At 73.4% G+C, this 24,119-nt stretch carries 23 protein-coding genes; 16 read left to right on the forward strand and 7 right to left on the reverse strand.

The annotated features are described in order from the left end of the window. Positions 1 to 9: 9 nt before the first annotated feature. The gene (locus SVTN_RS12230) at positions 10 to 930 is read right to left on the reverse strand and encodes a sirohydrochlorin chelatase (protein WP_041129113.1); all 921 of its coding nucleotides are present in this window, start codon (positions 928 to 930) and stop codon (positions 10 to 12) included. Positions 931 to 1,242: 312 nt separating this feature from the next. Here SVTN_RS12230 and SVTN_RS12235 point away from each other — a divergent pair, with 312 nt between their 5' ends. Continuing rightward, a complete protein-coding gene (locus SVTN_RS12235; protein WP_041129114.1) occupies positions 1,243 to 2,076 on the forward strand; it encodes a class II glutamine amidotransferase in 834 nt (277 codons plus the stop codon). A 27-nt stretch (positions 2,077 to 2,103) separates the two neighbouring features. Here SVTN_RS12235 and SVTN_RS12240 read toward each other — a convergent pair whose 3' ends face one another. Beyond that, complete coding sequence (locus tag SVTN_RS12240; protein WP_041129115.1) at positions 2,104 to 2,808, reverse strand: hypothetical protein; 705 nt, start codon at positions 2,806 to 2,808, stop codon at positions 2,104 to 2,106. A gap of 76 nt (positions 2,809 to 2,884) precedes the next feature. Here SVTN_RS12240 and SVTN_RS12245 point away from each other — a divergent pair, with 76 nt between their 5' ends. From SVTN_RS12245 to SVTN_RS12260, 4 genes are all read left to right on the forward strand, one after another. Continuing rightward, a complete protein-coding gene (locus tag SVTN_RS12245; protein WP_041129116.1) occupies positions 2,885 to 3,607 on the forward strand; it encodes an aquaporin in 723 nt (240 codons plus the stop codon). Between the two features lie 31 nt (positions 3,608 to 3,638). Then, positions 3,639 to 4,322, forward strand: coding sequence for a SanA/YdcF family protein (locus SVTN_RS12250; protein WP_041129117.1), 684 nt, complete (start codon positions 3,639 to 3,641; stop codon positions 4,320 to 4,322). 131 nt (positions 4,323 to 4,453) lie between these two features. Next, complete coding sequence (locus tag SVTN_RS12255; protein WP_041129118.1) at positions 4,454 to 6,115, forward strand: FG-GAP repeat domain-containing protein; 1,662 nt, start codon at positions 4,454 to 4,456, stop codon at positions 6,113 to 6,115. Between the two features lie 122 nt (positions 6,116 to 6,237). Further along, positions 6,238 to 8,364 (forward strand): molybdopterin oxidoreductase family protein, encoded by a 2,127-nt coding sequence (locus SVTN_RS12260; RefSeq protein WP_052499079.1) that lies wholly within the window; start codon positions 6,238 to 6,240, stop codon positions 8,362 to 8,364. Here the strand turns inward: SVTN_RS12260 and cutA are convergent. Genes cutA through SVTN_RS12275 form a run of 3 tightly spaced genes read right to left on the reverse strand, consistent with a single transcriptional unit; the run spans position 8,330 to position 12,665 of the window. Then, positions 8,330 to 9,049, reverse strand: coding sequence for a divalent cation tolerance protein CutA (cutA, locus tag SVTN_RS12265; RefSeq protein ID WP_041129119.1), 720 nt, complete (start codon positions 9,047 to 9,049; stop codon positions 8,330 to 8,332). The two genes, SVTN_RS12260 and cutA, sit on opposite strands and share 35 nt — an antisense overlap. After that, a complete protein-coding gene (locus tag SVTN_RS12270) occupies positions 9,046 to 10,935 on the reverse strand; it encodes an ABC transporter ATP-binding protein (RefSeq protein WP_041129120.1) in 1,890 nt (629 codons plus the stop codon). The genes cutA and SVTN_RS12270 overlap by 4 nt, the downstream gene beginning before the upstream one ends. Further along, on the reverse strand, positions 10,932 to 12,665 hold the full coding sequence (locus SVTN_RS12275) for an ABC transporter ATP-binding protein (RefSeq protein WP_041129121.1): 1,734 nt from the start codon (positions 12,663 to 12,665) through the stop codon (positions 10,932 to 10,934). Before SVTN_RS12275 ends, SVTN_RS12270 begins: the two co-directional genes overlap by 4 nt. A 147-nt stretch (positions 12,666 to 12,812) precedes the next feature. On the opposite strand from SVTN_RS12275, the gene SVTN_RS12280 reads away from it, so the two are divergent. Beyond that, the gene (locus SVTN_RS12280) at positions 12,813 to 13,607 is read left to right on the forward strand and encodes an aminotransferase class IV (RefSeq protein ID WP_052499080.1); all 795 of its coding nucleotides are present in this window, start codon (positions 12,813 to 12,815) and stop codon (positions 13,605 to 13,607) included. Here the strand turns inward: SVTN_RS12280 and SVTN_RS12285 are convergent. After that, entirely contained in the window at positions 13,583 to 14,455 is an 873-nt protein-coding gene (locus SVTN_RS12285; RefSeq protein WP_041129122.1) for a helix-turn-helix domain-containing protein, read from the reverse strand. The genes SVTN_RS12280 and SVTN_RS12285 overlap by 25 nt on opposite strands. A gap of 354 nt (positions 14,456 to 14,809) precedes the next feature. On the opposite strand from SVTN_RS12285, the gene SVTN_RS12290 reads away from it, so the two are divergent. The 4 genes from SVTN_RS12290 (at position 14,810) to SVTN_RS12305 (ending at position 16,889) form a co-directional block, all read left to right on the forward strand. Continuing rightward, positions 14,810 to 15,001, forward strand: coding sequence for a hypothetical protein (locus SVTN_RS12290; RefSeq protein ID WP_041129123.1), 192 nt, complete (start codon positions 14,810 to 14,812; stop codon positions 14,999 to 15,001). Further along, positions 14,998 to 15,213: a hypothetical protein gene (locus SVTN_RS12295; RefSeq protein ID WP_041129124.1), complete on the forward strand. Its 216-nt coding sequence runs from the start codon at positions 14,998 to 15,000 to the stop codon at positions 15,211 to 15,213. The genes SVTN_RS12290 and SVTN_RS12295 overlap by 4 nt, the downstream gene beginning before the upstream one ends. A gap of 304 nt (positions 15,214 to 15,517) precedes the next feature. Further along, positions 15,518 to 16,123 carry a hypothetical protein gene (locus SVTN_RS12300; RefSeq protein ID WP_041129125.1) on the forward strand — a complete coding sequence of 202 codons (606 nt, stop codon included), beginning with the start codon at positions 15,518 to 15,520 and terminating at the stop codon, positions 16,121 to 16,123. A 148-nt stretch (positions 16,124 to 16,271) separates the two neighbouring features. Then, positions 16,272 to 16,889 (forward strand): class F sortase, encoded by a 618-nt coding sequence (locus tag SVTN_RS12305; RefSeq protein WP_041129126.1) that lies wholly within the window; start codon positions 16,272 to 16,274, stop codon positions 16,887 to 16,889. Between the two features lie 4 nt (positions 16,890 to 16,893). Here the strand turns inward: SVTN_RS12305 and SVTN_RS12310 are convergent, their stop codons facing one another. Continuing rightward, positions 16,894 to 17,679, reverse strand: coding sequence for a sulfite exporter TauE/SafE family protein (locus SVTN_RS12310; RefSeq protein WP_041129127.1), 786 nt, complete (start codon positions 17,677 to 17,679; stop codon positions 16,894 to 16,896). 182 nt (positions 17,680 to 17,861) lie between these two features. Here SVTN_RS12310 and SVTN_RS12315 point away from each other — a divergent pair, with 182 nt between their 5' ends. The 6 genes from SVTN_RS12315 to SVTN_RS12340 all read left to right on the forward strand — a co-directional run bounded on the left by SVTN_RS12315 (position 17,862) and on the right by SVTN_RS12340 (position 24,117). Beyond that, positions 17,862 to 19,484 (forward strand): FAD-dependent oxidoreductase, encoded by a 1,623-nt coding sequence (locus SVTN_RS12315; protein WP_425429046.1) that lies wholly within the window; start codon positions 17,862 to 17,864, stop codon positions 19,482 to 19,484. Further along, complete coding sequence (nirB, locus tag SVTN_RS12320) at positions 19,481 to 22,018, forward strand: nitrite reductase large subunit NirB (protein WP_041129129.1); 2,538 nt, start codon at positions 19,481 to 19,483, stop codon at positions 22,016 to 22,018. The genes SVTN_RS12315 and nirB overlap by 4 nt, the downstream gene beginning before the upstream one ends. Then, positions 22,015 to 22,347 carry a nitrite reductase small subunit NirD gene (gene nirD / locus SVTN_RS12325; RefSeq protein ID WP_041129130.1) on the forward strand — a complete coding sequence of 111 codons (333 nt, stop codon included), beginning with the start codon at positions 22,015 to 22,017 and terminating at the stop codon, positions 22,345 to 22,347. The genes nirB and nirD overlap by 4 nt, the downstream gene beginning before the upstream one ends. Positions 22,348 to 22,384: 37 nt before the next feature. Next, a complete protein-coding gene (locus SVTN_RS12330; protein WP_041129131.1) occupies positions 22,385 to 22,969 on the forward strand; it encodes a TetR/AcrR family transcriptional regulator in 585 nt (194 codons plus the stop codon). A 116-nt stretch (positions 22,970 to 23,085) separates the two neighbouring features. After that, the gene (locus tag SVTN_RS44975) at positions 23,086 to 23,343 is read left to right on the forward strand and encodes a hypothetical protein (protein WP_041129132.1); all 258 of its coding nucleotides are present in this window, start codon (positions 23,086 to 23,088) and stop codon (positions 23,341 to 23,343) included. 9 nt (positions 23,344 to 23,352) lie between these two features. After that, positions 23,353 to 24,117, forward strand: coding sequence for an SDR family NAD(P)-dependent oxidoreductase (locus SVTN_RS12340; protein ID WP_041129133.1), 765 nt, complete (start codon positions 23,353 to 23,355; stop codon positions 24,115 to 24,117). Positions 24,118 to 24,119 lie beyond the last annotated feature (2 nt).

Raw genomic sequence — 24,119 nt, forward strand, 5'->3', positions numbered from 1 at the left:
CAGAAGGGCTCAGACGGCGACGAGTTCCCGCGTGCGGGCCTTCTCGTAGCGGTGGAGGAGCAGCCGGGCGAGGGCCGGGTGGGCGCCGAGCGGGTCCGAGGCGATCCAGGGGGCGTGGGCGGCGGCGCGGGTCGCGAAGAGTCCTGGGGCGGTGAAGCAGGAGGCGACGGCGACGCGGCGGCCCCTGGCTTCGAGGGCGCGGATCGCGTCGGGGACGGTGGGCGCGGCCGCGGAGGCGTACGCGGGGACGACGGGGACGCCGCCGAGGCGCTCGCCGAGGAGGGCGGCGATCCGGCGCGTCTCGGCGCGGGACCGGGGGTCGCGGGAGCCGGCGGAGGCGAGGACGACGCCGTGGCCGGCGTGGTTGCCGTCGGGGTTCCAGCCGGCCTCGGCGAGGCGGTCGGCGAGGGCCTCGACGAGGAGGGGGTGGGCGCCGAGGGGTTCGGCGACGCGGGCGGTCGCGGGTGATGCGGCTGTCGCCGCGGGCAGGTCGTGGGTGACGTGGTGGCCGGGGGCGAGGAGGAGGGGGACGAGGACGGCGTCCCGGCCCTCGGCCGCGAGTTCGGCGAGGGCCTCGCCGAGGAGCGGGGCGTTCAGCTCCACGTGGGCGAGGCGGACGTCGAGGCCGGGGCGGAGGTCGCGGACGCGGTCGAGGAGACGGGAGAGGGTGGCCTGGGCGCGCGGGTCCCGGCTGCCGTGTCCCACGGCGAGGAGGGTGGGGGCGGGGGCGGGCGGCGTGGGCGTGGCCGGGGCGGTGGCGCGGATGTGTCGGGCGAGGGCGGGAGCGTTCATCGGTGGGCGTACCTCCTCCTCGTGCTTCCGCTGCCGTCGGTCGTACGGACGCACCTGGGCCAGTTGCGCCCCGAGCTGTCCGGCGATCCTCACGAGCAGCCCCGCGGTGCTGGCGAGCGTGCTGTCCGGCTCCGTCATGCGCCGATCCTGGCGGGGGCGCGTTGCCCCGCCGTTTCCGGCGCGTGACGTGTCTTCGGCGCCCTCCTCACGCGCGCCGGGCCCCGTCGGCCAGGTCGTCCGCGTGACCGCCGGACCGTCCGCGTGACTGCCAGGCCGTCCGCGTGACCGACGGACCGTCCGCGTGACCGCCGGGCCGTCCGCGTGACCGCCGGGCCGGTCGTCCCGCCGGCGCCGATGTGGCACCCGGTGGGGAGGGCGCCGAGAATGGGAGGGCCGGACGGCGTGCACGACGGCGCCCGCGAGACCCGGCAGGGAGTCAGGTGATCGTGCATGTGCCGATGGCTCGCTTATTCGGGCACGCCGGTGCTGCTCGACAGCATCCTGTACAGGCCGGCCCACTCCCTGATCGACCAGAGCCTGCACTCCAGGCTCGGCGTGGAGACCACCAACGGCGACGGGTTCGGCGTGGGCTGGTACTCGGAGCACGACGACACGCCGGCGCTGCTGAGGGACGTCGGCCCCGCCTGGAACAACCGCAATCTGCGGGAGTTGGCGGATCACGTCCGGTCCCCGCTGTTCTTCGCCCACATCCGGGCGTCGACCGGGACGGCCGTGCAGCAGTCGAACTGCCACCCGTTCCGGCACGGCCGCTGGATGTTCATGCACAACGGCGCCATCGCCGGGTTCCCCCTCATGCGCCGTGACCTCACCCTGCTCGTCGATCCCGCGCTCTACGCCGACATCGAGGGCACGACGGACTCCGAGGTGATGTTCTACCTGGCCCTCACCTACGGTCTGGACCGGGACCCGCCCGCCGCCGTGGCGCGCATGGCGGGCGTGGTGGAACGGGCCGGCCGTGAGCACGGGGTGGAGTTCCCGCTCCAGATGACGCTCGCCCTCACCGACGGCGAGCGCCTCTGGGCCTTCCGCTACTCCAGCGCGCACGCCTCCCGCTCGCTGTTCTACAGCAGCCGGGTGGAGGCCCTGCGCAGGCTGCATCCCGATGTCGCCTTCCTGCGGGACGTCTCCGACGAGACCCGCCTCGTCGTCTCCGAGCCCCTCGGCGACCTGCCCGGTGCCTGGAACGAGGTGCCGGAGAGCAGTTACGGCGTGGTCCAGCCCGGCACCGACGAGCTGCACCACTTCGCCCCCGCGGCGGCGTGACGACGGGGGAGGAACAGGCCCTGGGGCCTAGCCGTCCAGCCAGACGCGGAGGGGGGCGATCGGTTCGAAGCCGGCCGCGCGGGCAGGGGCCAGGTCGTCGCCCGATTCGTAGCCGACGACCGGGCGGTCGGCCGGCGCCGACGCGAGCGCGCCCGCCCAGACGAAGGACGGGTCCGTGTCCCCCGTCGCGAAGAGGTTCGAGACGCCCGTGACGCGCGCGCTCGCGCTGAGCACCGCCCCGCCCAGGATCCGGCCGTCCGCCCCGTACCCCGCCACGATCGTCGTCGCCGGGTCCGCGAGGAGCTCCGGGCGGAAGAGGGCCGCGTCGTCCTCGTCGTCCCCGCTCCAGGCCAGGGCCCAGGCCGCCAGTTCCGCAGGGGTGCGGACGGGGCGCCAGTCGCCGGGGGCGGCGGGGGCCGGGAGGCCGGCCGGGCGGGCGATCCAGCTCGCCTCGAAGAGCATCGTGAAGCCCGCTTCGGCCAGGTCGAAGCGGGCGAAGCTGTCCTTGACGGAGGCGCCCGGGGTGGTGCGGTCGATGGTGCCGAGGAAGTCCTCCACGTCCGCGTCCGCCGTCAGCGCCACCGCGTCCGGGTAGTAGAGCGGCGTGCGGGCGGCGCTGGTCCAGGCGCGGGGCCCGAACGTGCCCGTGAGGCCGTGGGCGCGGCACATGACCTGGCACCACTCGGCGTTGTTGCGGACCGCGTCCCCGAGGACGTCGTCGTCAGTGATCATGACGCGGATCGTACGAGGGGCACGCCCCTCCCCTCCCCTCTTTTTTCGTTCCGAATCACGGAATATCTTTTCCACTATGAGAATGTCCCCGCCCGCGCTCCCCCGGCGCGCCGCAGCCGAGTTCATCGGCACCACCGCCCTCGTCGCCGTCGTCGTCGGCTCCGGCATCCGCGCCGACTCCCTCAGCCAGGACGTCGGCGTCCGGCTGCTCGCCAACGCCGCCGCCACCGCCCTCGGCCTCGGCCTGCTCATCGCCCTCATCGGCCCGCTCTCCGGCGCCCACTTCAACCCCGTCGTGACCCTCTCCGAGTGGTGGTCCCGGCGGCACGACAGCAGGGGGCGCGACGTCCTCGTCTACATCGCCGCCCAGCTCGCCGGGGCCGTGACCGGCGCCCTGCTCGCCGAGGCCATGTTCGGGCGGGCGCCCGGCACCTGGGCCACCGAGCCGCGCTCGGCGCTGCACCTGCTGCTCGGGGAGGCCGTCGCCACCGCCGGGCTCGTCCTCGTCGTGCAGGGGCTGCGCCGCATCGGCCGCCCCGGGCTCGCCCCGGTCGCCGTCGCGGGCTACATCGGCGCGGCCATCTGGTTCACCTCCTCAGGCTCCTTCGCCAATCCGGCGGCCACCGTCGGCCGCGCGTTCTCCGACTCCTTCACCGGCATCGCCCCCGCCTCGGTGCCCGCCTTCGCCGCCGCGCAGCTGCTGGGGATGGTGCTCGGGATGGGCCTCGCCGGTGTGTTGTACGGAACAGACCCCGCCTCCAGCGAACCGAATCCCGCCGACGCGCGTCGGACGGGGTGACAGAACGCAGCCGAACCACGGAGGTTCCCGCATGCCGGCACGGCTCACCCGGTTGATCCCCCGCACCACCCGGGCCCGCCGCCGCACCGTCCAGGCCGTGATGCTGGGCGCCGTCCTCGCCCTCGCCCCGGCGACCTGGATGCAGACCGCCGCCGCCGGGAAGCTCCGTACCACCGCCGACGTGCCCGCCCGGGACGTCGCCGTCGTCTTCGGCGCCGGCCTCTGGAAGGGCCGCCCCACTCCGTACCTCGCGCACCGGCTCGACACCGCCGCCGAGCTGTACCGCACGGGCAAGGTCCGGGTCCTCCTCGTCACCGGCGACAACAGCCGGACCTCGTACGACGAGCCGAGCGCCATGCGCACGTACCTCACCGCGCGCGGGGTGCCGGAGGGCCGGATCGTCAGCGACTACGCGGGCTTCGACACCTGGGACTCCTGCGTCCGCGCCAAGAAGGTCTTCGGCGTCGACCGGGCCGTCCTCGTCACCCAGGACTTCCACATCAAGCGGGCCGTCGCGCTGTGCGACCGCGCCGGGGTCGACGCGTACGGGGTCGGGGTCCCCGAACCCCACGACCGCACCTGGTACTACGGCACCACCCGGGAGCTCTTCGCGGCGGGCAAGGCCGCCCTCGACGCCGGCCTGCGCCCCGACCCGCACTTCCTGGGACCGAAGGAGAAGGGCGTCACGGAGGCGCTCGCCTCGGCCGGTTCCTGAGCCCTTCCCCGGTGCACCCCCGATGCACCCCGGATGTCGGCAAAAGGTTGTACGCGGAGGATCTTCTTTTCCGCTCTCCGCAGTACTTAGGATCCGGACGCCCCCGTTCTACCCCCGTCCCAGGAGGGACTTTGCTCCACACGCACCATCGGCGCCGCACGCATCGGCTGGCGGCCTGCACGGCCCTCGCGCTCGGCGTGGGCCTGGTGTCCACCGGCCCCGTCTCCACCGCCACCGCTGCCACGGCCGGAACCACCGCCCTCGCGAAGCCCCGGTTCGACCGGGACGGCGACGGCCGCAGCGACCGGATCTACCGGTCGGCCACCACCGGCAAGCTGACGATCGCCCTGTCGAAGACGGGCACCAGCGCGCCGTTCACGATCGGCAACGACGACCTCGACGGCGCCGTCAGCAAGGAGATCCTGGCCGCCGACAACCTGTGGGGCACCGCCGCCCCCGACCTGCTGACGCTCCGCTCCGACGGCACGCTGCGGATCCACGAGACCGTGAGCCCCACGGCCACCTCCGTGACTCCCGTCTGGCAGGGGAACGGCTGGCAGATCTACAACAAGGTCCTCGCGCCCGGGGACCTGACGAAGGACGGATTCCAGGACCTGCTGGCCCGTACCCCGTCCGGCGCGCTCTACCTGTACGCAGGCAAGGGCGGCGTCGTGGACCACACGGGCCCGTTCAAGTCGCGCGTCAAGGTCGGCGAGGGCTGGCAGGCGTACGACCAGCTCGTCGGCACCAACGACCTCGACGGCGACGCGATCGCCGACCTCGTCGCCCGGACGCCGGGCGGCGACCTGTACTTCTACAAGGGCACCGGCTCCGCCACCGCCCCGTTCAGGGCCCGCGTCAGGATCGGCGGCGGCTGGAACACGTACAACCAGATCATCGGCGCCGACGACCTGAACGGCGACGGCAGGGGCGACCTGCTGGCCCGCACGCAGAGCGGCACGTTCTACAAGTACCTCTCCGTCGGCGGCGGGAAGTTCGGGACGCGGACGTACTACGGCGGCGGCGGCCAGAACCTCTCGTACTACCTCGGCCAGGGCGGCGTCCCCGCCTACGGCAAGCACAGCCTGCTCGCCGTGAACGCGGCGGGCACGGCCTACACCGTCGGGACGCTGTCCGACGGCACGCTCACCGCACCCCGGCAGTACGGCGGGGCCGGAGAGCAGTACTGGCGGGTGCACAACACCCACGGCCTCGACGAGGCCGACCGGGCCACCGTGCTCACCGCGTACAACCCCGGCCTGATGAGCGACCGCGGCGGCGAGGTCTCCACCAGCGCGGCCTTCTACAACTACGCCGAGATCGTCTCGGTGGGCGACGTCACCGAGGACGGCAAGGCCGACGTCCTCGGCCTGGACCTGTGGGGCAACCTGTTCCTCCACCCGGGTCTGAAGTACTACAACCCGCCGCGCGTCGGCGCGGCCGTGAAGGTCGCCACGGGCTGGCACGCGGACACGCTGGTCGGCACCGGGGACGTCACGGGCGACGGCCGCCCCGACCTCGTCTCCCGCGACAACGACCGCCTGTACGTGCACCCCGGCACCGGCTCGGCGACCGCGCCGTTCGCCGCGCGCGTCCTGATCGGCGCGGGCTGGGGCGGCTACGACCACCTGGCCTCGCCCGGCGACATGAACGGCGACGGCCGGGCCGACCTCGTCGCGGTCACCCCCGGCGGCGACGTGTACCGCTACACGGCCACCGGTCTGCGCGGCTCCGCCACGTTCGGCGGCCGCGTCAAGATCGCCTCGGGCTGGAAGTACGAGGACATCAGCTGACCGCGCGCTCCCGGGGTGAGGCGCCCGCCTCACCCCGGGGCCCGTCGCGAGCTGAGCGGAGAGCACCGCGCCCGTAATACGCCGCGCCGCCCCGCGTAACACGCCGGACGCAGGCTGGCCGCATGTCCGACGCCGCCACCGTGCCCACCCACTGCCCCTACTGCGCCCTGCAGTGCGGCATGTCGCTCCGCCCCACCGGCACCCCGGAGCTGCCCGCCGAGGTGGTCGAGCGGTCCGACTTCCCCGTCAACCGGGGCGCCCTGTGCGGCAAGGGCCGCACCGCCCCCTCCGTGCTCTCCTCCCGGGTCAGGCTCACCGAGCCCCTGGTCCGACGCCCTGACACGGGGGCCCTGGAGCCCGCGTCCTGGGAGGAGGCGCTCGCCGCCGTCGCCGACGGGCTGCGCCGCACCCGCGCCGACCACGGTCCCGATGCCGTGGGGGTCTTCGGCGGCGGCGGCCTCACCAACGAGAAGGCGTACACGCTCGGCAAGTTCGCCCGGGTCGTGCTCGGCACCTCTCAGATCGACTACAACGGGCGCTTCTGCATGTCCTCCGCCGCGGCCGCGCACCAGCGGGCGTTCGGCCTCGACCGGGGCCTCCCCTTCCCCCTGGAGGACATCCCGAGGACCGGCTGCGTCATCCTCGTCGGGTCCAACCTCGCCGAGACCATGCCGCCCGCCCTGCGCTACCTCACCGAGCTGAAGGAGAACGGCGGGAAGCTCATCGTCGTCGACCCACGCCGCACCCGCACCGCCGAACAGGCCGATCTGCACCTCGCGCCGCGCCCCGGCACCGACCTCGCGCTCGCCCTCGGCATGCTCCACCTCGTGGTCGCCGAGGGGCGGGTCGACGAGGCGTTCGTCGCGGAGCGCACCGACGGCTGGGAGGGCGCCCGCGCCGGGGCCATGTCCCACTGGCCCGAGCAGGTCGAGCGGATCACCGGCGTGTCCGTGCCGCAGCTCCGCGAGGCCGTCGCGATGTTCTGCGACGCCGAGAACGCCATGGTGCTGACCGCGCGCGGCCCCGAGCAGCAGTCCAAGGGCACCGACACCGTCGGCGCCTGGATCAACTTCTGCCTCGCCACCGGCAGGGCGGGCCGGCCGCTGAACGGCTACGGCTGCCTCACCGGCCAGGGCAACGGCCAGGGCGGCCGCGAGCACGGCCAGAAGGCCGACCAGCTGCCCGGCTACCGCAAGCTCGACGACCCCGCCGCACGCGCGCACGTGGCCGGCGTGTGGGGCGTCGCCCCGGAGTCGCTGCCGGGGCCCGGGCGGAGCGCGTACGAGCTCCTCGACGCGCTCGGCGGCGACATCAAGGCCCTGCTCCTCATGGGGTCCAACCCGGTCGTCTCCGCGCCGCGCGCCGCGCACGTCGAAGGGCGCCTTCGCTCGCTCGACTTCCTCGCCGTCGCCGACGTCGTGCTCTCCGAGACCGCCGAACTCGCCGACGTCGTCCTGCCCGTGACCCAGTGGGCGGAGGAGACGGGGACCATGACCAATCTGGAGGGGCGGGTGCTGCTGCGCCGCCGCGCCCTCACCCCTCCGGCGGGCGTCCGCAGCGACCTGGAGGTGCTGCACGGGCTCGCCGGGCTGCTCGGCCGGGAGAAGGGCTTCCCGACCGACCCGGAGGAGGTCTTCGAGGAGCTGCGCCGCGCCTCGGCGGGAGGGCCCGCCGACTACGCGGGCATCAGCTACCGGCGGATCGAGGAGGAGCAGGGCGTCTTCTGGCCCTGCCCCGGGCCCGAGCACGCGGGCACGCCCCGGCTCTTCCTGGACCGGTTCGCGACGGCCGACGGGCGGGCCCGGTTCGTGCCCGTGGTGCACCGGGCGGCGGCCGAGGAGACGGACGCCGAGTACCCGGTGGTCCTGACGACCGGCCGGGTCGTGTCCCAGTACCAGTCGGGGGCGCAGACCCGGCGGGTCGACGAGCTGAACGCGGCGGCGCCGGGGCCGTTCGTGGAGCTGCACCCGAGGCTCGCCGAGCGGCTCGGGGTCGCCGAGGGCGAGGAGCTCGCGGTGGTCTCGCGGCGCGGGCGGGCCGTCGCCCCGGCCCGGATCACCGCGTCCATCCGGCCCGACACGGTCTTCATGCCGTTCCACTGGTACGGGGAGGGGCGGGCGAACACCCTGGTGAACCCGGCGCTCGACCCGGTCTCCCGGATGCCCGAGTTCAAGGTGTGCGCGGTCCGCCTGGAACCGCTTGCCCACGAGGTCCCTACGGCCGGTCGAACCAGTCCCCGCTCTCGATGACCGGGCCGAGGGGCGCGTCCGGGGACGCCAGGAACACCCAGGCGGACACCTTCGCCCCGTCCCGTACCCGTTCGACGTCCATCGCCACCCGCTCGTACCCGACGGGCAGCTCGAGGCGGTCGAGCAGCCCGAACAGATCGCTGTAGTCGCCGGACGAGGGCGTGAGCAGGGTGCCGACCACCCGGCCCCCGTGCGCCGGGACGACGTACGGGTAGCCGGGCCCGTCGTGCAGGACCGCCCCGTGCAGCACGGCGTCCGCCTCGGTGCCGATCCGGCCGGCGAGGAACCGGTCGTGGTTGTACCCGCCCGGGCGCAGCGTCCCGTACACGAAGAACGGCCGCTCCTCGCCCACCGGGTGCTCGATCAGCCGGGCCGCCGTGGTCTCCCGCTCGACCCAGCGGGCGTACTCCTCGCCGGCCCGGGCCACCCGGGTGGCGAGGATCTCGGGCGTCTCGTAGTCGTGGGCGGCGAGGAGGTGCGCCTCCAGGGCCTGGTAGTGGGCCTCGGTGGTCTTGAACACCACCTCCCACTCCTCGGCCGTCTCGATCGCGCCCTGCCAGTGGTAGACGGAGGTGAGGGGCCCGTTGATCTGCGCGCAGGCGGCGAGCCGGGCCTCGACGGCGCCGCGCGCCAGGGCGTCGGCCTTGGCGCGGGCGTCGGTGGTGGTGCGGACGGTGACGATCACGTCTCCACCGTACGGGCGAACTGGGCGGCGTGCAGCCGGGCGTAGGCGCCCCCGGCGGCGAGGAGTTCCTCGTGGGTGCCCTGCTCGGCGATCGCGCCGCTCTCCATCACCAGGATCGTGTCGGCGTCCCGGATCGTGGAGAGCCGGTGGGCGACGACGAAGCTGGTGCGGCCGGCGCGCAGGGAGGCCATGGCCTGCTGGACGAGGAGTTCGGTACGGGTGTCGACGGAGCTGGTGGCCTCGTCGAGGACGAGGATCACCGGGTCGGAGAGGAAGGCGCGGGCGAGGGTGACCAGCTGCTTCTCGCCGGCGCTGAGGCCGCCGCCGTCCTCGTCGAGGACGGTGTCGTAGCCGTCGGGCAGGGTGCGGACGAAGCGGTCGGCGTGGGCGGCCTTCGCGGCGGCGACGATCCGCTCGCGGGAGACCTCGCCGGGGACCCCGTAGGCGATGTTGTCGGCGATGGTGCCGCCGAAGAGCCAGGTGTCCTGGAGGACCATGCCGGTGGCGGAGCGCAGCTCCTCCCGGGTCATGGCGGCGGTGTCGACGCCGTCGAGGGTGATCCGGCCGCCGGTGACCTCGTGGAAGCGCATGAGCAGGTTGACCAGGGTCGTCTTGCCGGCGCCGGTGGGGCCGACGATGGCGACGGTGCGGCCGGGTTCGACGGTGAGCGACAGGTCCTCGATGAGCGGCCTGCCGTCCTCGTAGCGGAAGGCGACCTTCTCGAAGGAGACCCGGCCGCGCAGCTCGGCGGGCTTCCGGGGTTCGGTCGGGTCCGGGGACTCCTCCTCTGCGTCGAGGAGGTCGAAGACCCGCTCGGCGGAGGCGACGCCGGACTGGAGGAGGTTGGCCATGGCGGCGACCTGGTTGATGGGGCCGTTGAAGTCGTACGAGTACTGGATGAAGGCCTGCACGTCGCCGACGGACAGCGTGCCGCTCGCCACCCGCAGGCCGCCGACGACGGCGATGGCGACGTAGTTGAGGTTGCCGACGAGGGTCAGGGCGGGCTGGATGAAGCCGGAGACGAACTGGGCGCGGAAGCTCGCCCGGTAGAGCTCCTCGCCGAGCTCGTCGAAGCGGGCCACGGCCTCGGCGCGGCGGCCGAAGGCGACGACCTCGGTGTGGCCGGTGATCATCTCCTCGACGTGGCTGCCGAGCCGACCGGTGACCGCCCACTGCTTCACGAACTGGGGCTGGGCGCGCTTGCCGACGAAGGTCGCGACGGCGACGGACACGGGCACGGTGGCGAGGGCGACGAGGGCGAGCAGCGGGGAGATCCAGAACATCATCACGAGGACGCCGGCCAGGGTGAGCAGGGCGCGCGTCATCTGGCTGAAGGCCTGCTGGAGGGTCTGGACGATGTTGTCGATGTCGTTCGTGGTGCGGGAGAGGACCTCGCCGCGCGGCTGCCCGTCGAGGTAGGTGAGGGGCAGCTTCGCCAGCTTGTGCTGGGCGCGTTCGCGCAGCCGGTGGCCCGCGCGCTGGACGACGGTGGTGGCGATCCGCAGCTGGACCCAGGTGAGGGCGGAGGAGCCGGTGACGACGGCGACGGAGAGGGCGAGGATCCGGCCGACGGCAGCGAAGTCGACGCCCGCGGGGCCGGTGGCACCGGTGATGACGAGGTCGGTGGCGCGGCCGAGGAAGAGGGGGCCGAGGACGGAGAGGGAGACGGCGGCGGCACCGGCGGCGAGGACGGCGAGGAGGAGGGCCCGGTCGGGGGCGAGGGTGCGCAGGAGGCGGAGGCCGGAGGAGCGGAAGGAGAGGGAGCGTTCGAGGGAGGGGGCGGCGAGGCCGGGGCCGCGCTGGGGAGGGGGGCCGGTGCGGGCGGGGACGGTGGCGGGGGCCTTGGTGGTGGGGCGAGGGGCGCGGGTCTCGGTCGCCGTGCTCATGCGGCTTCCTCCTCGGTGAGCTGGGAGAGGACGATCTCCCGGTAGGTGGGGTTGTCCCGCATGAGGGACGTGTGGGTGCCGGTGCCGACGGTGCGGCCCCGGTCGAGGACGACGATCCGGTCGGCGTGCCGGATGGTGGAGACGCGCTGGGCGACGATGACGACGGTGGCGTCGGCGGTCTCCTCGCGCAGGGCGGTGCGGAGCCGGGCGTCGGTCCGGGGGTCGAGCGCGGAGAAGGAGTCGTCGAAGAGGTAGAGGCGGGGGCGGGCGACGAGCACGCGCGCGATGGCGAGGCGCTGGCGCTGGCCGCCGGAGAAGTTGGCGCCGCCCTGGGAGACGGGGGCGTCGAGGCCGTCGTCGAGTTCGCGTACGAAGTCGGCGGCCTGGGCGACCTCCAGGGCGTGCCAGAGCTCCTCGTCGGTCGCGTCGGGCCGGCCGTACCGGAGGTTGGTCGCCACGGTCCCGGAGAAGAGGTACGGCTTCTGGGGGACGAGTCCGACGGTCTTCGCCATCAGCTGCGGGTCGAGCCGCCGCACGTCGACGCCGTCGACGAGGACCTCGCCGTCCGTGGCGTCGAAGAGCCGGGGCACGAGCCCGAGGAGGGTCGACTTGCCCGCGCCGGTGGAGCCGACGACGGCGGTGGTCTCGCCGGGCCGGGCGACCAGGGCCACGTCGTGGAGGACGGACTCCTCCGCGCCCGGGTAGCGGAAGCCGACGCCGTCGAGGTCGAGGCGGCCGGGGCCTGCGAGGGTCCGGACGGGGTCGGCGGGCGGGGTGACGGAGGAGCGGGTGTCGAGGACCTCGCGGACGCGCTCGGCACCGGCTTCGGCGCGGGGCATGTGCATGAACAGGAAGAGGACCATCATCACGGACATCGAGGTCTGGAGGAGGTAGCCGAGGAAGGCGACGAGCCCGCCCGGCTGGAGGGCGCCGGAGTCGATGCGGTGGGCGCCGACGTACACGAGGGCGACGGTCGTCAGCTGCCAGACGATCAGGACCGTGGGGAACATGAGGGCCTGGAGCCGGCCGGCCCTGAGGCCGACGGTGAGGAGTTCGTCGTTGGCCGTGGCGAACCGTTCCCGCTCGTGCCGGTCGCGGACGAAGGCGCGGACCACCCGGACGCCGGTGATCTGCTCGCGGAGCACGCGGTTGGCCCGGTCGACGCGCTCCTGCATGCCGCGGAAGAGGGGCCGCATGCGCAGCACGACGGTGCCGACGGCGCCGGTCATCACGGGCACGAACGCGAACAGGACGAGCGCGAGCGGCACGTCCTGGCGCAGGGCCATGACGAGTCCGCCGGCGCAGAGCAGCGGGGCGGCGACCAGCATGGTGAGGACGAGGACGGTGAACGTCTGGATCTGCTGGACGTCGTTGGTGGTCCGGGTGATGAGGGAGGCGGCGCCGAAGCGGCCGCGCTCCCGGGCGGAGAAGTCCTGGACGCGGCGGAACACCTCGGAGCGCAGGTCGCGGGCGACGCCCATGGCGATCCTGGCGCCGGTGTAGGTGGCGGCGGCGGCCGCGGCGGCCTGGAGGAGGGTGACGGCGATCATCACGGCGCCGCCGGAGAGGACCCGGCCGGTGTCGCCGCGCAGGACGCCGTGGTCGATGACGCCGGCGTTGAGGGTGGGCAGGGTGAGGGAGGCGAGGGTCTGGACGAGCTGGAGGGCGACGAGGAGGACGAGGAGGGACCGGTACGGCCGGAGGCGGGGTGCGAGCAGTCGGAACAGCATGCGGATGATCGTGATACCTCAAGCTTGGTTGAGGTCAAGCGTCTTCCGTACGAAGTCCGGTCAGGGCCACGTGCGGTCCGGGCCACGTGCAGTCCAAGCCAAGTGCGGTCCGGGCCACGTGCGTTCCGCGGGTCGTACGGTGAGGGCATGACGACACCTCCCCCGCGCATCGAGATCGACGGCACCCCGGCGGCCGACCCGGAGCTCCTCGCCGCCCTCATGAGCGGCTACGGCCACTTCACGGCGATGCAGGTACGGGACGGGCGCGTGAAGGGCCTCGCCCTGCACCTCGACCGCCTCGACCGCTCGACCCGCGAGCTCTTCGACCGGGAGCTGGAGGGCAAGCGGGTGCGCGAGCTCGTCACCGGGGCCCTCGCGAACGCCGGGCGGCGGGACGCCTCGGTCCGGGTGTACGTGTACGAGGGCGCCCGCACCGTGGTGACCGTCGCGGACCCGGCCCCCGACGGCCCCGGCGCCCCGCAGCGCCTGACGACCGTCGACTACTGGCGGCCCGCGCCGCACATCAAGCACCTGGGCGGCTTCGGCCAGCGCTACCACGGCGAGGCGGCCCGCCGGGCCGGCTTCGACGAGGCCCTGCTGACCTCCCCGTACGGCGAGATCGCCGAGGGCGCGGTCACCAACATCGCCTTCTGGGACGGCACTTCGGTGGTCTGGCCGTCGGCACCGTGCCTCACCGGCATCACCATGGCCCTCCTGGAGCCGCGCCTGCCCTCGGTCCGGCGCCCGGTCACCCTGGCCGACCTCCCGGGCTTCCGGGCGGCGTTCGTGACGAACTCCCGGACGATCGCGCCGGTGACGGCGATCGACGAGACGACGTTCGCGGTGGACGAGGAGCTGATCGGGCGGGTGTTCGCAGCGTACGACAGCGTGACTCCGGAGGAGATCGCGGCCGGCGCTCAGCCGGGGAGTTCGTCCAGGTAGTGGGCGAGTGAGGGGAGGGCGACCCACAGCTGGTCGAAGTAGGCGGCGAAGTACCCCATGAACCTGGGATGTTCGACGCTGAAGCCGTTGAGCCGCTGCTTCGACCCGCCGGAGAAGGCCAGGAAGGCCACGCTGTCGTCGATCAGCGCCATGTTGAGGCCGTCGGCGGCGGCGGTCCACCGCATCACGGCCGCCTCGTAGTTGAGGATGCCCTCGGTCTCCCCGTGATGCCGCCGCACCCAGGCCAGGACGTCCTTGTCGGGCACCGCGTCCCGCTCGGGCACGCCGATGATCCGGCGCACGCTCCGCTCGTCCTCGCTGTCGGCGGCGGCCCAGTCCTGGACCGCCCTGAAGTACTCGCGGGAGGCGTTCGTACTGGTCTGGTCGGGCGGGTAGCGGCGCGTGTAGGTGACCCGGATCTCCGAACCGGCGCCCCGCACCCGCTCCGCCGCGGCCTCGTAGAACTCCCGGTTGTCCTTGTACCAGTGGACTCCGGGCAGCGTCTCCCCGCCCGCGAGCGCGTCGAGCGGGAGGGGCGGCGGCAGCGGCACCGGCGGGGCCTCGCCCGCCCTGCCCGCCTCCTCGATCTCGCGCCGGGCGGTCAGCCAGCGGTCCCGCCAGTCGGCGGGCTTCCCGCCGAGGGCCTCGACGAGCGCGCACATGTGCTCCCAGGAGGGGAAGCGGCGGCCGTTCAGGATCATCGAGACGTTGCTGCGCGCGCACTCCATGGACCGCGCGAGCGCGTCGAGCGTCGGCTTGGTGAGGGTCTGCCGGCGCAGCTCGCGCAACTCGGCGGCGAAGCGCTCCTGCGGGCCGTACGGGGCCGGCGAGGAGGCCGTGTCGGTCATGAGCGGTGCCCTTCGCGTCGCAGGACGTTCCCGCAGGAGGTTCCCGGCAGGACGGTTCCCGAGTGTTCTCCGATGGTCCGTCATTGTCCGTCAGCTTCACAGAAGTTGACAGACCGGTGCGGGCGTTCCGCTCCGTCAGTACCGGTCTACGCGCGTCTTCCAGCCATTGCCCGGGCCCACCGGCCGCCGCACACTCGGGACATCGAGCCTGGCACCGCTCAGGCAGGGAGGAGGGACACCCCATGTGACCTGACATACCTTGCGGAACAGACGCGGAAGAAACGGCCGAGGCCGCCCCTTCGCATCCGGGCAGGAGCAGGGGCGGCCTTCCGACCACACACAAGGGAGAACCCCGTGTTCGTCGATCTCAGAGTAGACCTTCCGGTCAAGAGCGCCGCGTTCCTCGCCTCGCTCGTCCTCGGCATCATCCTGGTGCTCTCCCCCGCGGCGGGCGCGGGAGTCCCGGAGCAGGCGTGGCTCTTCCTCGGAGCCCTCGCCGCCCTCGGGGCCGGCCCTCGGGGCGGTGCGGGGAGGGCGGGACGATGACGAACGGTGAGGAGCGGACGCTCGACTGCCCCCGGTGCGCCGCGGCGACGCCGCACCGGACGTACACCTCGCCCGCCGTGGGCTGCGCCGGGGAGCGGATCGTGCTGGTCCTGCACGAATGCCGGCGATGTCGGTACGCGTCGGTGGGCTCCGCCGGCCGGCCGGTCGGCTGCCTGCCGTCCGGTCCCGGCTGCGGGGCGGACCGCGGCTGACGGAAAGGCGCCGGGAGGGAGAGGGGCCGGGGTGCCTTCGGGCGCCCCGGCCCTTTCGCATACCCCCTGCACCTGCTCACCCGTTCGGCACGGACCGTCAGATGACACTCCATGAACCGCTCTGACCTGCGGAAATGTCCGAAATCCAGGCGACACACCGTATCGGACGGAGCAATCCTGATGATCCATCAGCAGGCGGGGTGTGCGGCGCGGCTCTTATCTCGGTCTTAGAAGGTCCGGCTCCGGGATGTCCCTCCCGGCAGGACCAGCCGGCATGACCGCTCGCGCGCCCCGGAGGACCCCCATGCGCACCACTGCCCGTCTGTTCACCGGTACCGCGCTGGCGGTCGTCGCGATCGGGGCGTTCGCCGCCCCCGCGGCGTACGCGGACAACGACCCCTCATCGTGGAACAGCGAGAGCCACGAGTCGAGCGGGAACCACGAGTCGAACGGCAACCACGAGTCGAACGGCAACCACGAGTCGAACGGGAACCACGAGTCGCTGGAGATCAACCCGTCGTCCGTGTCCCCCGGCGAGACCGTCACCGTGAACACGCTCGCCTGCGGCAAGCACGGGCACGGTGTCGGCGACGCGAACTCGCTCGGCGCGGGCGAGTTCCAGCTGAAGCCGAGCACGCACAAGGAGGTCGTGGTCGGACAGTTCGAGGTGCCGGAGCACGTCAAGGCCGGTTCCTACTGGATCAGCGTGGCCTGCGACAACGGCAAGACCGCCCGGGGCGACCTGTGGGTCAAGCACCGGAGTCCCAGCGGCCACGTCCAGACCGGTGTCGGGGGCAGCGTCGGCCCCGACACCGCCCAGGTCACGGCGGGCGCGGCGGTGCTGGCCGCGGCTGCCGTCGGCGGGGTCTGGCTCCTGCGCCGCCGGGCGAGCGGCGCGCAGGACCACTGAGACCACCGCCCGTCCTGCCCCCGCCGCGCGCCCGTACACGGCCCGGCGGGGGCAGGGCCACACCCCGGGGCGGCGTTCCGGGGCCGCATCCCGGGACCACGCCCCAGGGCCACATGCACGAAGCGACCGAGGGACCGAGGGAATCCAGGTGAGCAACAAGAGCAAGGGGTGGGTCATAGCCGTGGCCGCCGGCGCCGGGATCTGGCTCGTCCAGAACGGCTCGGAGACCGTCACCCCGCCCGTGCCGTCGGCCGCGCAGGCCTTCGCCGCCGGGCCGAGCGTGCACACCGACGCCGCCGCCGACCCGCTGCCGCCCTCGCCGCCGGTCCGGCTGCGGATCCCCGAGACCGACGTGGACGCCCCGATGATGCGGCTCGGCCTCAAGGAGAACGGCGCGCTCGACGTGCCGCCGGCCGCGGACCGGAACATGGCCGGCTGGTACGGGGACGGCACCACGCCCGGCGCCAAGGGCACCGCGATCATCGCGGGCCACGTCGACAACGCCGACGGACCCGCCGTCTTCTACACGCTCGGCGCGCTCAAGAAGGGCCACCGGATCGAGGTGGACCGGCAGGACGGGAAGACCGCCGTGTTCACGATCGACGCGATCGAGGTGTACGACAACAAGGACTTCCCGTCCCGGAAGGTCTACGACGAGGCCGGCCGGGCCGAGATCCGGGTGATCACCTGCGGCGGCGGCTTCTCGAAGAAGAACGGCTACCAGGGGAACGTGGTCGCCTTCGGCCACCTCATCGGGGTCCGCTGAAAGATCACGCCCACTGGTCGAAGGCCAGCTTCGCGACCAGCGAGAGCACCACGACGAGCAGGACGCCGCGGACGAACTCGGCCCCCTTGCTCAGCGCCATCCGCGCCCCGAGCATCCCGCCGGCCAGGTTGAAGACGGCCATGACGGCCGCGAGCTGCCAGTACACGCTGCCCTGGTACGCGAACATGGCGAGCGCGCCCGCGTTGGTGCAGACGTTCACGATCTTCGCGGTGGCCGAGGCGGTCACCAGGTCCAGGTGGAGCACGGCCGTCAGCGCGAGGACGAGGAAGGTCCCGGTGCCGGGACCGAACAGGCCGTCGTAGAAGCCGATCCCGCCGCCGACGACCACGATCGCGGTCACGATCCGCGCCCGGGTCAGCGGCGCCCGCTCCTCCCCCTCGACCTTCGCGCCGAAGGAGGGCCGCAGCATCACGAAGGCCGCGACCGCGAGCAGCACCACCATGATCACCGGGCGCAGCACCTCGCTGCTGATCCCGGCCGCGAAGAACGCGCCGCCCATCGAGCCGAGGAGGGCCGCGAGCCCGATCCGTACCGCCGTCCACACCCGCACGGGCGCCTTGCGGAGGTAGGTGATCGCGGCCCCGGTGGTGCCCACGATCGAGACGGCCTTGTTGGTGCCGAGGACGTACGCGGCCGGGACGTGCGGAAGACCGAGCAGCAGGGCGGGCAGCTGGAGCAGCCCGCCACCGCCCACCACGGCGTCGATCCAGCCCGCCACGAGGGCGGCGAGGCAGAGCAGGACAAGGGTGGTCAGCGAGATGTCGGGCATGGTCGCGAGCCTAGGGAGGCGATCGTTGCCCCGTCCATCGGTCGCTTGATCGTTGAGTAGGTTCTGAGCTTGCGGCCTCACAGCGGCATCCGGTCCGGACGGAGATCAGCGTTCCGTCCGGGAAACAGCCGGGATCCCGACGGGTAACACCGGCCTCGCACCCTTCCGGTATGAGTACACGGATCGTGGTGGTCGGGGGCGGAACGGCGGGCGCCCGGCTCGCCCAGCGCCTGCCCGTCACCCTCCTCGGCGAGGAACCGCACGCCCCCTACAACAGGGTGCTGCTCGCCGACGTCCTCGCCGGACGGTACGCCCCCGAGGTCATCGCCCTGCCCGGAACCCGGGAGCCGGTACGGCTCGGGGTCCGGGCGGTACGGATCGACCGGGCGGCCCGGACGGTCGAGTGCGCGGACGGCTCGCTGGTCGGGTACGACCGCCTGGTCCTGGCGACGGGCTCGAACCCGGTCCTCCCACCGCTGCGGGGCCTGCGGGGCGCGGCGCTCCCGGCCGGCGTCCACCCCTTCCGTACGCTCGACGACTGCCTGTCGCTGCGCGCGCTCGTACGGCCCGGGGTGCGGGCCGTCGTCATCGGCGGCGGGCTCCTCGGCGTCTCGGCCGCGCGGGCCCTCGCGGCGCTCGGCGCGGACGTGGTCCTGACCCAGCAGGGCGAGCGCCTCATGGAACGCCAACTCGACGCCCAGGCCTCCGCCCTGCTGCGCTCGCACGTCGAGGCGCTGGGGGTCGAGGTGCACACCGAGTGCCGGGTGAGCGGCCTGCGGCAGCGGGACGGGGCGGTCACGGCGGTCGAACTCGCCGACGGTTACGTCCTCGACACCCAGGTCGTGGTCCTGGCGTGCGGGGTCCGCCCCCGGGTGGCCCTGGCGAGGGAGGCGGGCCTGTCCGTCGCGACGGGCATCGTGGTCGACGACGAGCTCCGCACCTCGGACCCGCACATCCACGCGATCGGCGACTGCGCGGAGCACGGGGGGCGCGTGTACGGCCTGGCGGGCCCGGCACTGGAACAGGCGGACGTCCTGGCGGACGTACTACTCGCGGAAACACCCGCGCCTGCCCGCACGGGCGCCCTGACCGGCGCCTCCGCCGAAGCCCGCGCGGGCACACGGGACGGCGCTCTTGGGGACGCCCCCGCGCCCGCGCGCACGCGGGACGGCGCCCACCCCCGTGTGGGCAATCGTCCCGCTGGGGCGGGACGGGTGGGCACACGGGACGGCGCGCCTGGCCGCGCCCCCGCCCTCCGCACCGACCCGCACCACGAGGACGCCGCGCATCCGGTGCGGGCCCAGGCCCGGGAGCCTCTGGCGCCGGCAGGGCGCGGGTCCGCTGTGCCCACCCTCCCCCAAGCGCTCGGCTTCGCTCGAGCAGGGGGGACCCCCCTCGCCCCGGCGGAACGCATGCCCACAGCGGGCGGGGCGCAGCCCACAGCGGCGACACCCGCGCCAGCGCCAGCCGAGGCGCAGCCCGCATCGGCCGGAAGCGCACCCGCCGCGCGCTACACCGGCACCCGCGCCCTCACCCGCCTCACGCTCGGAGGGGCGCGGCCCCTCGACCTCGCCGCGTTCGGTGAAGTCACCGCCCAGCCGGGCGACGACGTCGTCCAGCTCGCCGACGCCACGCGCGCCGCCTACCGGAAGGTCGTCGTCCGCGGGGACCGGCTCGTCGGGGGCGTCCTCCTCGGCGACCTCGCCGCGGTCGGCGCGCTCGCAAGGGCCTGGGAGGGCGACGAGGCCCTGCCCGACGCGGCCCCCCTGCTCCACCTGCTCACCCACGACGGAGGCTCCTCATGACCACCCCCACCATCGTCCTGGTCGGCCACGGAATGGTCGGCCAGCGGTTCCTCGAGGCGCTCGCCGACCGTGGCGTCACCGAGCGGGCCAGGATCGTGGTGCTCTGCGAGGAGCCGCGCCCGGCCTACGACCGCGTCCAGCTGACCTCGTACTTCTCCGGGAAGACCCCGGACGACCTGTCGATGGTCGAGGACGGGTTCCTCGAGAAGCACGGCATCGAGCTGTACGTGAACGACCCGGCCGAGACGGTGGACCGGGCGGCCCGGACGGTCACCGCCCGCTCCGGCCGGGTCTTCGCGTACGACACGCTCGTCCTGGCCACCGGCTCGTACCCCTTCGTGCCGCCCGTCCCCGGCAAGGACGCCGAGGGCTGTTTCGTCTACCGCACGATCGAGGACCTCCTCGCGATCGAGGAGTACGCGAAGACGGCGACGACCGGCGCGGTCGTCGGCGGCGGCCTGCTCGGCCTGGAGGCGGCGGGCGCGCTCAAGGGCCTCGGGCTCGACACGCACGTCGTGGAGTTCGCGCCGCGCCTGATGCCGGTGCAGGTCGACGAGGGCGGCGGTGCGGCCCTGCTGCGGACGATCGAGGGGATGGGTCTGACCGTCCACACGGGCACGGGCACGCAGGAGATCGTGACCGGGGGCGACGGCGCCGTGGTGGGCATGAAGCTGTCGGACGGTTCCGAACTGGCCACGGACATGGTCGTGTTCTCGGCGGGTGTACGCCCCCGGGACCAGCTGGCCCGCGACTGCGGCCTCGCCGTCGGCGAGCGCGGTGGCATCGCCGTGGACGAGTTCTGCCGGACCTCCGACCCCGCGGTCTTCGCGATCGGCGAGTGCGCGCTGGCCTCGGACGGCCGGGTGTACGGCCTGGTGGCGCCGGGCTACGAGATGGCGCAGACGGCGGCTGCGGCCATCGCCGACCACGCGAGCGGCGACGGCTTCACCGGCGCCGACATGTCGACCAAGCTGAAGCTGCTCGGCGTGGACGTGGCCTCCTTCGGCGACGCGCACGGCACGGCCGAGGGCTGCCTCGACGTCGTGTACTCCGACTCCCGCTCGGGCGTCTACAAGAAGCTGGTGATCTCCGGTGACGGGGTGCTGCTCGGCGGCGTCCTGGTCGGCGACGCCGAGCAGTACGGCCTGCTCCGCCCGCTCACCGGCACGGTCCCGCCGGTCTCCCCCGAGCAGCTGGTGCTCCCGGCGGGCGCGGGCGCCCCGGTCTCGCTCGGCCCGTCGGCGCTGCCGGACGACGCCGTCATCTGCTCCTGCCACAACGTGACGAAGCACGCGATCGGCCAGTGCACGAGCCTGCCCGAGGTGAAGCGGTGCACCAAGGCCGGTACGGGCTGCGGCAGTTGCGTGAAGGTGATCGAGAAGCTGCTGCCGGCCGCCGTCGACAAGGGGCTGTGCGGCTGCTTCTCGTACACCCGGAGCGAGCTGTACGAGATCGCCCGCACCCTGCGCCTGACCTCCTTCGCGGCGCTGCTCGACTCGCACGGGCGCGAGGAGGCGCGGGGCGGTGAGGGCTGCGAGGTCTGCAAGCCGACCGTCGGGTCCATCCTGGCCTCCCTCGCCCCGACACTCGGGATTGGCGGCTACATCCTGGACGGCGAGCAGGCCTCCCTCCAGGACACCAACGACCACTTCCTCGCCAACCTGCAGCGCAACGGCTCCTATTCGGTGGTGCCGCGCATCCCCGGCGGCGAGATCACCCCGGACAAGCTGATCGTGATCGGCGAGGTGGCCCGCGACTTCGGCCTCTACACGAAGATCACCGGCGGCCAGCGGATCGACCTCTTCGGCGCCCGGGTGGACCAACTGCCCTCGATCTGGACCCGGTTGGTCGACGCGGGCTTCGAGTCGGGACACGCGTACGGCAAGGCACTGCGCACGGTGAAGTCCTGCGTCGGGCAGACCTGGTGCCGCTACGGCGTCCAGGACTCCGTGAAGATGGCGATCCAGCTGGAGCTGCGCTACCGGGGCCTGCGCGCCCCGCACAAGCTGAAGTCGGCGGTCTCGGGCTGCGCCCGCGAGTGCGCGGAGGCCCAGTCGAAGGACTTCGGGATCATCGCGACGGCGAACGGCTGGAACCTGTACGTCGGCGGGAACGGCGGCGCGACCCCGCGCCACGCGGACCTGCTCGCCCAGGACCTCTCGGACGCCGAACTGGTCCGTCTGATCGACCGGTTCCTGATGTTCTACATCCGGACGGCGGACCGTCTTGAGCGGACGTCGACCTGGCTGGAGCGCCTGGAGGGCGGGCTCGACCACCTCAAGGACGTGGTGGTGCACGACTCGCTCGGGCTCTGCGACGAGCTGGAGGCGCTGATGGCCGCGCACGTCGCCGACTACCGCGACGAGTGGGCCGAGACCCTGGACGACCCGGAGCGGCTGCGGCGCTTCGTGTCCTTCGTGAACGCGCCCGGGGCGCCGGACCCGTCGGTCCGGTTCGTGCCGGAGCGCGACCAGATCAAGCCGGACCTCACGATTCTCACGATCGGAAACCTGGAAGGGGCCACCTCCCGATGACGACGACACTCGAGCTCTCCGTCTCCCCCGACTCCTGGATGGCGGTCTGCGAGGAGGCCCGGCTGACCCCCGGCCGGGGCGTGGCGGCACTCCTTCCGGACGGCCGGCAGGCGGCGGTCTTCCGGGACCGGGCGGGCCGGACGTACGCGATCGACAACCGCGATCCGTTCACGGGGGCGCAGGTGCTCTCCCGGGGGCTCATCGGCTCGGTGGGCGGGCGGCCGTTCGTGGCCTCGCCGCTCCTGAAGCAGCGCTTCGACCTGGAGACGGGCCGGTGCCTGGACGACGACGAGGTCGCGGTGGCGGTCTATCCGGTGCGCACGAAGTAACTTGACCGATCGTTCCAGATAGCCGTACGGTCCTCTCGTGGCCAGGACCAAGGAATTCGATCCGGAGGCCGCGCTCCAGGCGGCGCTCGAACTGTTCTGGGCGCGCGGCTACGAGGCGACGACGATGTCGGACCTCGTGGAGCACCTCGGCATCGGCCGCGCCAGCATCTACGCGACCTTCGGCAACAAGCACGAGCTGTACCTGAAGGCGATGAACCGCTACCTGGAGACCCGCGACCCGCGGATCGTCGAGGAGCTGTCCGCGCCGGGCCCGGCGCTGCCGGCCGTGCGGGCGCTCGTCCGCCGCTTCGCCACCGAGGCGGCGGCGGACGGGGAGCGCCTGAACGGCTGCTTCGTCACCAACTCGGCGGCGGAGCTCGGCCCGCACGACACGGTGGTCGCCCGCCGGGTCGAGCTGAGCTGGGAACAGATCGAGACGCTCCTGCACGGGGCGCTCACCCGGGCCCGCGCCGGGGGCGAGCTCCCGGCCGACCGGGACCCGCGGGCGCTCGCCCGGATGCTGCTCGTCCTGCTCCAGGGGATCCGGGTGGTCGGCAAGGTGTCGAGCGACCCGGGCCGGGTGACGGACGCGGCGGAGCAGGCACTGGGGCTGTTGGGCTGAGCAGTGGGCGCCCACGGGGGCGCCCTTTCTTCGGGCTTCATTCTGGAACGTACGGTCAAGTTCAGAGGGGGATGGGGATGGAAACGACGACGACACGGTTACGACGACCCCGGGCCGTGGACTCCCGGCACGGCTTCCTCCTCCTCCTCGGCGCCGTGCAGATGACGCTCATCTTCACGCTCGCCTCGCTCGCCGTCCCGCTCCCCCGCATCGGCGCCGAGTTCCGGCTCGACCGCGCCGAACTGATCCTGCTGAGCGCCGCCTACGGACTGGCCTTCGCCGGACTGCTCCTCCTCGGCGGGGACGCGGTGTCACTGGCGGCCGCGGCCGTCCTGTTCACCGTCCTCGCCACCGTCACCTCCCGCACCCGATAAGGAGCTCCCATGTCCGCACGCTTCACCGACCGCACCGTCCTCGTCACCGGCGCCGGTTCCGGTCTCGGCCGAGTCATCGCGCTCGCCTTCGCCGCCGAGGGCGCGAAGGTCGTCGTCGCCGGCCGTACGGCGGAGTCCCTCGACGGGACGGTCGCCCTGATCGAGGCCGCCGGGGGCACGGCCGCCGCGGTGACCGCCGACGTGGCGAGCGCCGGGTCCACCCGGGAGCTGGTCCGGCGCACGGTCGAGCTGTTCGGCGGCCTGGACGTCGCCGTGAACAACGCGGGGGTCTTCCGGGGCGGCGGCCACAGCGCCGCCGACCTTCCCCTCGACGACTGGCGGACGCTGCTCGACATCAACGTCACGGGCGTCCTGCACGCGCTCCAGGCCGAGGTCGCGCACATGCGGGCGAACGGCGGCGGGGCCATCGTGAACATCGCGTCCAACCTGGGCCCGCACGTCCGGATCCCCGGGGTCTTCGGCTACCAGGTCTCCAAGGCGGCGGTCTCGGCGATGACCCGGGCGGCGGCCCTGGACCACATCGGCGACGGGGTCCGGATCAACGCGGTCAGCCCCGGCGCGGCGGAGTCCACGATGTCGCTGCGGCCCGGCGAGACGGAGGCCGAGCGGGAGGTCCGGATGAAGGAGCAGTCGCCCCTCGGCCGCATCTCGTCGGCGGCGGAGGTGGCGGCTGCGGTGCTGTACCTCGCGTCGGACGACGCGGGCTCCGCCGTCGGCACGGACCTGGTGATCGACGGCGGAGTCTCGGCCTGAGG

The sequence above is a fragment of the Streptomyces vietnamensis genome, assembly GCF_000830005.1.
Classification (GTDB): domain Bacteria; phylum Actinomycetota; class Actinomycetes; order Streptomycetales; family Streptomycetaceae; genus Streptomyces; species Streptomyces vietnamensis.